Raw genomic sequence first — 7,921 nt, forward strand, 5'->3', positions numbered from 1 at the left:
ACGCCTTCTCTACTCGCCTGCGGTGTGGGCGGCGTCGGCGTCGTGCGCGACCGGTGTGCCGGTGAGGGCAGCGGTGGTCACACGGCGGCGGCGGGTGCGGCCCTTACCCGGCTGCTTGGGTTCAGGCAACGCGTCGAGAACGGAGCCGAGCAGGTCCTCAGCCGTCCGGGCGTTGACTCGCTGCGGTTGGCGAGCCGGCTCGATCGGGATGTCCAGGATCGCGAGTGCAGGGGCATCCGTTTCCGGTGCTTTCTGAGGGACGGTCTCCTGGGCCGGCTGGTCGACCGGCTCGACTGCGACCTGCGGGCGCTGCTGCGACTTGCGGCGATCGTTCCGGCGTTCGTTCCGCGACTCGTTGCGGGTGTCGCTCCGCGACTCGGTGCGCCGTTCGGGAGCCTCGGCTGCCGGAGCCTCGACCGCGGCCTCTTCTTCGCTGTGATGAGCGATGGTGGATGCTGCGATCTTGGCGAGAGCATTCTTGGCGTCGTCAGTGATGGCATGGGTAGGCACCTTGGGTGCACCGCCGCCGTTTGAGGCGTTCCCGTTGCCGTTGCCGTTGTTCGAGGGGTTCCTCGAGTCGTTCCCTGAACCCTTGCCGCGACGCTTGGTCTCGGGCTGGGGGCTCTGGCGGTGCTTGACGATGGGATCGTGGTGGATGACCACGCCGCGACCGGCGCAAACCTCGCACGGCTCACTGAAGGACTCGAGCAGGCCGAGACCGAGCTTCTTCCTCGTCATCTGGACCAGGCCCAGCGACGTGACCTCGGCGACCTGATGCTTGGTGCGGTCACGGCTGAGGCATTCGATCAGGCGACGCAACACGAGGTCGCGGTTCGATTCGAGGACCATGTCGATGAAGTCGACGACGATGATTCCGCCGATGTCGCGCAGACGAAGCTGGCGGACGATCTCCTCGGCCGACTCCAGGTTGTTCTTCGTGACGGTTTCTTCGAGGTTTCCCCCGGAGCCGACGAACTTTCCCGTGTTGACGTCGACAACGGTCATCGCCTCGGTACGGTCGATGACGAGCGAACCACCAGACGGCAGCCAGACCTTGCGGTCGAGCGCCTTCTCGATCTGTTCGGTGATGCGGTATTCGTCGAACGCGTCCTTTGTTCCCTCGTAGCGTTCGACACGCTCGAGGAGATCGGGGGCGACACCACGCAGGTAGCTTTCGATGACTTCCTGCGCGTCGTCGCCGGCGATGAGCATTCTCTGGAAGTCCTCATTGAAGACGTCACGGACGATCTTGATCAGGAGGTCAGGCTCGCTGTGCAGAAGGGCGGGAGCCTGGACGCTCTCCATCTGCTTGCTGATCTCGGCCCACTGGCTGATGAGCCGGTTCACGTCGAGCGTGAGCTGCTCTTCGGTTGCCCCTTCGGCAGCGGTGCGAACGATGACGCCGACGTTGTCCGGGAGAACGTCCTTGAGGATCTTCTTGAGTCGCGCACGCTCCGTGTCCGGGAGCTTGCGGGAGATGCCGCTCATGGAACCGTTGGGCACGTAGACGAGGTAGCGGCCGGGCAGGGAGACCTGGCTGGTCAGGCGAGCGCCCTTGTGACCGATCGGGTCCTTGGTGACCTGCACGAGCACTCGGTCACCTGGCTTCAGGGCAAGTTCGATGCGACGTGGCTGGTTGCCGGTCTCGACGCCGTCCCAGTCGACCTCGCCGGAGTACAGCACGGCGTTGCGGCCGCGGCCGATGTCGACGAAGGCCGCTTCCATGCTCGGCAGCACGTTCTGCACACGCCCGAGGTAGACGTTGCCGATGAGCGAGGCTTCCTGGTTGCGGGCGACATAGTGCTCCACGAGCACGCCGTCCTCGAGGACGCCGATCTGGATGCGGCCGTTCTTGGACCGGACGACCATCTTGCGGTCAACTGATTCGCGACGTGCGAGGAACTCGGCCTCGGTCACGACGGGGCGGCGACGACCGGCATCCCGGCCGTCGCGGCGGCGCTGCTTCTTCGCTTCAAGGCGAGTGGAGCCCTTGATCCGCTGGGGTTCGGTGATCAGTTCCGCTTCGCGCGGCTCGCGAATTTCGCGAGGCTGGCGAACCTTGACGACGGTGTTGGCCGGGTCGTTCGAGTTCGAGCGGCGGTCGTCGTTCGAACGGCGGCGCGCACGGCGGCGGACGGTCGACGGCTCGTCGTCGTCATCCTCGTCGTCGTCTTCGTCATCGTCGTCGTTCCGCGCACGCGGGGGCAGCGGCTTGACGTCAGGCGCCTGGAAAAAGAGCGCGGTCGTCGGCGCACCGGTGAAGACCGGAGCTGACGGCGCCTCGAGTTCGACGGCCGGGTCGGTGGGCGCCTCGACTGCTTCGGCGCTCGACTCCACCAGCACGGACGTTTCGGTCCCTGCGGCTTCCTGGCCGATCTCGTCGTTCAGCGGGTTCGGGTTGCTGTCTGAATTTTTATTCACCATTACTGGTGTACTCCTCATCCGGCGGGGCGACCGCGCCGCCCCTGCGGGAAATCTCGAGCGGGAAGCCGCTTGCGCGTTCCCCCCGCAAATCCTGTATGTGAGCGACCGGCCCTCTGGCTCTAGTCACGCACCTTCTGTGTCGATCGTGTTGACCGACGAAATACTGTTTCCATCGAACACCGGGGCTCGACCGTTTCGTTACGATCGCAATCCCGATAAGCCTTCTGTTGTACGGGTCCAGGGCGCGGCCCTGTTCTCGTCAAGCCATTATCGCACGGTCCGGGCTGTCGCCGTGCGTCGACGCGGCGGAGGCGGCATCCCACCATGTCATAATCCGAGGGTGAACTCCCCCGAAATCGCGAGACGCCCGCTCGGCTTCGCGACTTTTCTGGTGATCGCCGGTGTCATCGGCTGGATCGCTGCCTTCGCACTCACCGTCGAAAAGTTCTCGCTGCTCCAGTCGCCGAACGCTCAGTTGTCCTGCGATGTCAGCGTGCTGGTGCAGTGCAGTGCCAACCTTGAGTCCCCACAGGGGTCACTCTTCGGCTTCCCTAACCCGATCCTTGGCCTCACCGGGTGGGTTGCTCCGATCGTTGTCGGTGCGGCGCTTCTCGCCGGCGCCCGGTTCGACCGCTGGTTCTGGTTGCTCTTCCAACTCGGCGTGACTGCGGCGTTCGCCTTTGTGCTGTGGCTCATCACGCAGAGCATTTTCGTGCTCGGCACCCTCTGCCCGTGGTGCCTGGTGACCTGGGCGGTGACGATTCCGGTGTTCTGGGTCGTCACACTCCGCAATCTGGCCGCCGGTATCCTGCCCGCACCGGTCGGCGTGCGCCGAATCGCCGGCGTGCTCTCGGGCTGGGTCGTCGTGATCACCCTCGCCTGCTATGTCATCGTCGCGGTGCTCGCCCAGGTCCGGCTGGACGTGCTCGGCACCCTCTGAGCGGGGGCGCCTCCTGCGAGAGGGGTCCCAACACGCTGTTCCCGCCAGCCGAGGGGTCCCAAGATGCTGTGACCACCCACCCCCGAGCGACAATTCCGGCCCCCTCAGCCTCTCCGAGGCGCTCACGGGCCTCGCGCCACTCGTTTGCGATGCGGCATCCCGGCAACGAAAACGGCGGCACCCGAAAAACGGATGCCGCCGAAGAGGGAGAGCGTGGAGCCTACGAGAACCAGAGCTCGAGTTCGCGCGCCGCGGACTCCGGGCTGTCCGAGCCGTGCACGAGGTTCTGCTGCACCTTCAGGCCCCAGTCGCGGCCGAAGTCGCCACGGATGGTGCCAGGGGCGGCGAGCGTCGGATCCGTGGTGCCCGCGAGCATCCGGAAGCCTTCGATGACGCGGTTGCCTGCGACACGGATGGCGACGATCGGGCCGGAGAGCATGAATTCGACGAGAGGCTCGTAAAACGGCTTGCCCTCGTGCTCGGCGTAGTGCTCGGCGAGCACGGACCGCTCCGGCTGGACGAGACGGATGTCGACGAGCGAATATCCCTTCGCCTCGATGCGGCGCAGGATCTCGCCGGTGAGATTGCGCGCGACGCCGTCCGGCTTGATCAGTACGAGTGTTTCTTCAACCATGTGCTTCAACTTTCCGTTTCCTGTGTAGCGGCGTTCTGTCGGTCGATCCGTCCACCGACGATCATGCAGTACACCCACATGCCCGCGAAGACCAGGCCGATGAGCCACATCACGGGCACGAAGATGCCCGTGGCAACGATAACGCCTTGCAGCATCCAGCCCACGACGAAAGCCCAGTCGTAGCGCAGCAGCGCCATCGTGAACAGGATCGCGAGGCAGATCACTCCCCCGCCGATCAGCGCGACCGGGCCCGGCTGGACCTTGAGTCCGAACGCCACGAGCGAGGCGAGGAAGACGACGATCAGTTCGAAGGCGAGGACGATCGACGCGAGGGACTGGCGCACCCCGCGCTTCTGGCGCCTCACTTCTTCCACTCGTTCTCTTCGGCCAGCTCGATCACTTCGCCGGCGAGAACGACGGAGCCGGTGACGACGACGAGTCTGCTCTCACCCTCGTTCGCCCATTCGCGAGCCTCGAAGACAGCATCCTCGAGGTTGTCGTAACTGTGCACGAGCGCGGGATCGACCGTTGCCCGGGCGCGGTCGGCGAGCTCGTCGACCGGGATCGAGCGGGTCGAAGCGGATGCCGTGAGGTGGATCCGCTGTGCGAGAGGCGCGAGAACCTGGAGGATGCCTTCCGCGTCCTTGTCGCCGAGAACCCCGAGAACGAACACGATCTCGCGGAAGTCGAAGTACTTGCCGAGCGCCGCGGCGAGCGAGCGAGCCCCGTGCGGGTTGTGGGCGGCGTCGACGAGAACGGTGGGTTCCACACCGACGAGCTGGAGCCGGCCTGGCGACTCGACCTCGGCGAGCCCTTCGGTGAGCGGGTCGGTCGAGAGTCGCTGCAGCCCGTTGCCGAGGAAGGTCTCGACCGCTGCGATCGCCAGCGCGGCGTTCTGGCCCTGGTGGTCACCGTAGAGCGGCAGGTACAGGTCGGGATAGACGCCCGCCCGGCCCCGCACGTTGAGGACCTGACCGCCGACCGCGACGACGTCGCTGATCAGCTCGAAGTCGATGCCCTGCGCGATGAGAGGTGCTTCGGAGAGTTCGGCGGCGTTCACGAGTTGCGCCATGGCCTCCGGATGCTGCGCCGCCGTCACGACGGTCGCTGCCGGCTTGATGATCCCCGCTTTGGTGCGGGCGATCTCGGTGATCGTCGACCCGAGCCGGTTCGTGTGGTCAAGGTCGATCGGCGTGAAGACAGCGATCTGCGCGTCGGCGACGTTCGTGGAATCCCACTCGCCGCCCATGCCCACCTCGACGACGGCGACATCGACGGGTGCGTCGGCGAAGACGGCGAAGCCGAGCACCGTGAGGACCTCGAAGAAGGTGAGCGGAACCTCGCTGGCTTCCTCCAGTTCGAGGTCGACCATGTTGATGTACGGCTGGATGTCGTCCCAGTTGCGCACGAGGGTCTCGTTCGAGATCGGTTCGCCGTCAACGACGATCCGTTCGTTGAAGTGCACGAGGTGCGGGCTGGTGAACAGGCCCGTCCGCAAGCCGTAACCGCGGAGGATGCCTTCGATCATCCGGCTCGTGCTCGTCTTGCCGTTGGTTCCCGCGATCTGGATGACCGGGTAGGCCCGCTGGGGATCCCCGAGCAGGTCGAGAGCCCGCCTCGTCGGCTCCAGGCGCGGCTGAGGCGCCGCCTCACCGGTGCGCGCGAGCAGCGCCTCATATACCGCGCGGCCCTGTTCGGCGTATTCCTCGTCGTGCTCAGACATTGATGCTCCTTGTTGCGCGGCGCACGGCCACCGTGAACGATCCGGCGTTCGCGAATGCCCCTGCCGCGAATTGCTGATAGAACTCCACCGGTCCGCCGAACAGCCCCGGGAGCCATTCAGCCGGGGTGCCGGCCCGCGAGGCCTCCGGTACTTCGTCGAGGACATGGATGGACGAACTGGTCGCTAGGGTCTCGGCGGCGATGTCAACGTCGGTGACGAAGGAGATGGCATCCGCGTCGCCGGGGTCGGTGAAGACCAGCCCGAGGGCGATCCGGTCGCTGACGTCGAAACCTGCAGCCTTGCGGGTGTCCTGGATCGAGCGGACGACGTCGCGGGCGAGTCCTTCTGCTTCGAGGGCTGGCGTGGTCGCCGTGTCGAGCAGGACGAACCCTCCACCGGTGAGGAGTGCGAGCGCGGAATCCGAGTTGCCGTCCGTCGCGGCCGTCTCGAGCACGAGATCATACTCCCCCGGCTCGAGCGCGACGCCGCCGGCGATGACGACGCCGTCGTTCTCGCTCCAGTTCCCTGCCCGTGCGGCCTTGATCACCGCCTGGACGTTCTTGCCGAGACGCGGACCTGCGGCGCGGGCGTTGACCGTGAGTCGCGAGGTGATGCCGTAGTCGGCGGCGCTCGACTCGGCGAACTGCACGAAACGCACCTCCTTGACGTTGAGTTCGTCGCGAAGGATGTCCTCGAACCGCGACAGCACGGCGGGATCGGGGGCGACGACGGTGAGGCTCGCAAGCGGCAGCCGAACACGCCGGCCCGCCTGCTTACGCAGCGAGAGCACCGTGGAGCTGATGACCCTGATGGAGTCCATCGCGCGGACGAGGACGTCGTCCTCCGGCAGCTCAGCCGGGTCCGGCCAATCCGTCAGGTGGATGCTTCGCCCACCGGTGAGGTCCTTCCAGATCCGCTCAGAGACCAGCGGAAGCAGAGGAGCCGCGGCGCGAGTCAGGGTCTCGAGCACCGTGTAGAGCGTGTCGAACGCGTCGCTGCCGCTGCCGTCATCGGCGACGCCGACCCAGAAACGGTCCCGTGACCGGCGGACGTACCAGTTGGTGAGCACGTCGGCGAAGTCGCGGAGGGTCGCCGCAGCGAGCGTCGAGTCGAGGGCGTCGAGGTGCGCAGTGACCTCGGTGAGCATCTGCCTGCTCTTGGCGAGGATGTAGCGGTCGAGCACGTCTGGGGAGTCGGTGCGGCGCTTCGCGTCGTAGCCGCCCTCCCGGGCCGAGTTGGCGTAGAGGCTGAAGAAGTACCACGTGTTCCACAGCGGCAACAGCATCTGCCGGACACCCTCACGGATCCCCTCCTCGGTGACGACGAGGTTGCCTCCGCGAAGGACGGAACTCGACATGAGGAACCAGCGCATGGCATCCGACCCGTCGCGGTCGAACACCTCGTTCACGTCCGGGTAGTTGCGGAGCGACTTCGACATCTTCTGCCCGTCGCTGCCGAGAACGATGCCGTGGCTGACGACGTTCTTGAACGCCGGGCGGTCGAACAGGGCCGTCGAGAGCACGTGGAGTGTGTAGAACCAGCCGCGGGTCTGCCCGATGTACTCGACGATGAAATCGGCAGGGTTGTGCGAGTCGAACCACTCGCGGTTCTCGAACGGGTAGTGCACCTGGGCGAACGGCATCGACCCGGAATCGAACCACACGTCGAGAACATCCGTGATGCGGCGCATCGTCGACTGGCCGGTGGGATCATCCGGGTTCGGCCGGGTCAGCTCGTCGATGAACGGGCGGTGCAGGTCGGTGGGCCGCACGCCGAAGTCCTGTTCGAGTTCGTCGAGGGAGCCGTAGACGTCGATGCGCGGGTAGTCGGGATTGTCGCTCTTCCACACCGGAATCGGGGAACCCCAGTAGCGGTTGCGGCTGATCGACCAGTCGCGGGCGTTGCCGATCCACTTGCCGAACTGGCCGTGCTTGACGTTCTCGGGTACCCAGGTGATCTGCTCGTTGAGGTCGACCATGCGGTCACGGAATTCGGGCACGCGGATGAACCAGCTCGATACGGCCTTGTAGATCAGCGGGTTGCGACAGCGCCAGCAGTGCGGGTAGGAGTGCTCGTAGCTGGCCTGACGCAGCAGGCGCCCTTCGGCCTTGATCACCTGGGTGAGCGGCTTGTTCGCGTCTGACCAGAGCAGGCCGGCCACGTCGGTGACCTCGGGCAGGAACTTGCCGCCCTCGTCGAC

The 7,921-nt window shown here is 65.9% G+C and carries 6 protein-coding genes; 1 reads left to right on the top strand and 5 read right to left on the bottom strand.

Translation table 11 applies throughout. From position 1 onward, the window contains the following. Nucleotides 1–9 precede the first annotated feature (9 nt). A complete protein-coding gene (locus ACLQ62_RS05285) occupies nt 10–2,424 on the bottom strand; it encodes an Rne/Rng family ribonuclease (RefSeq protein ID WP_411720620.1) in 2,415 nt (804 codons plus the stop codon). Nucleotides 2,425–2,764: 340 nt separating this feature from the next. Here ACLQ62_RS05285 and ACLQ62_RS05290 point away from each other — a divergent pair, with 340 nt between their 5' ends. Beyond that, nucleotides 2,765–3,364: a vitamin K epoxide reductase family protein gene (locus ACLQ62_RS05290; RefSeq protein ID WP_411720621.1), complete on the top strand. Its 600-nt coding sequence runs from the start codon at nt 2,765–2,767 to the stop codon at nt 3,362–3,364. Nucleotides 3,365–3,584: 220 nt separating this feature from the next. Here the strand turns inward: ACLQ62_RS05290 and ndk are convergent, their stop codons facing one another. The 4 genes from ndk to ACLQ62_RS05310 form a co-directional block, all read right to left on the bottom strand. Next, on the bottom strand, nt 3,585–3,998 hold the full coding sequence (ndk, locus tag ACLQ62_RS05295; RefSeq protein ID WP_411720622.1) for a nucleoside-diphosphate kinase: 414 nt from the start codon (nt 3,996–3,998) through the stop codon (nt 3,585–3,587). Nucleotides 3,999–4,003: 5 nt separating this feature from the next. Beyond that, nucleotides 4,004–4,363, bottom strand: coding sequence for a DUF4233 domain-containing protein (locus ACLQ62_RS05300; RefSeq protein WP_411720623.1), 360 nt, complete (start codon nt 4,361–4,363; stop codon nt 4,004–4,006). Next, nucleotides 4,360–5,721: a bifunctional folylpolyglutamate synthase/dihydrofolate synthase gene (locus ACLQ62_RS05305; protein ID WP_411720624.1), complete on the bottom strand. Its 1,362-nt coding sequence runs from the start codon at nt 5,719–5,721 to the stop codon at nt 4,360–4,362. The genes ACLQ62_RS05300 and ACLQ62_RS05305 overlap by 4 nt, the downstream gene beginning before the upstream one ends. Further along, nucleotides 5,714–7,921 (bottom strand): class I tRNA ligase family protein (locus ACLQ62_RS05310; RefSeq protein ID WP_411720625.1); only part of this gene is annotated, 2,208 nt, incomplete at its 5' end. The genes ACLQ62_RS05305 and ACLQ62_RS05310, both read right to left, overlap by 8 nt.

The sequence above is a fragment of the Mycetocola sp. genome, from assembly GCF_046716805.1.
Classification (GTDB): Bacteria; Actinomycetota; Actinomycetes; order Actinomycetales; family Microbacteriaceae; genus Mycetocola_A.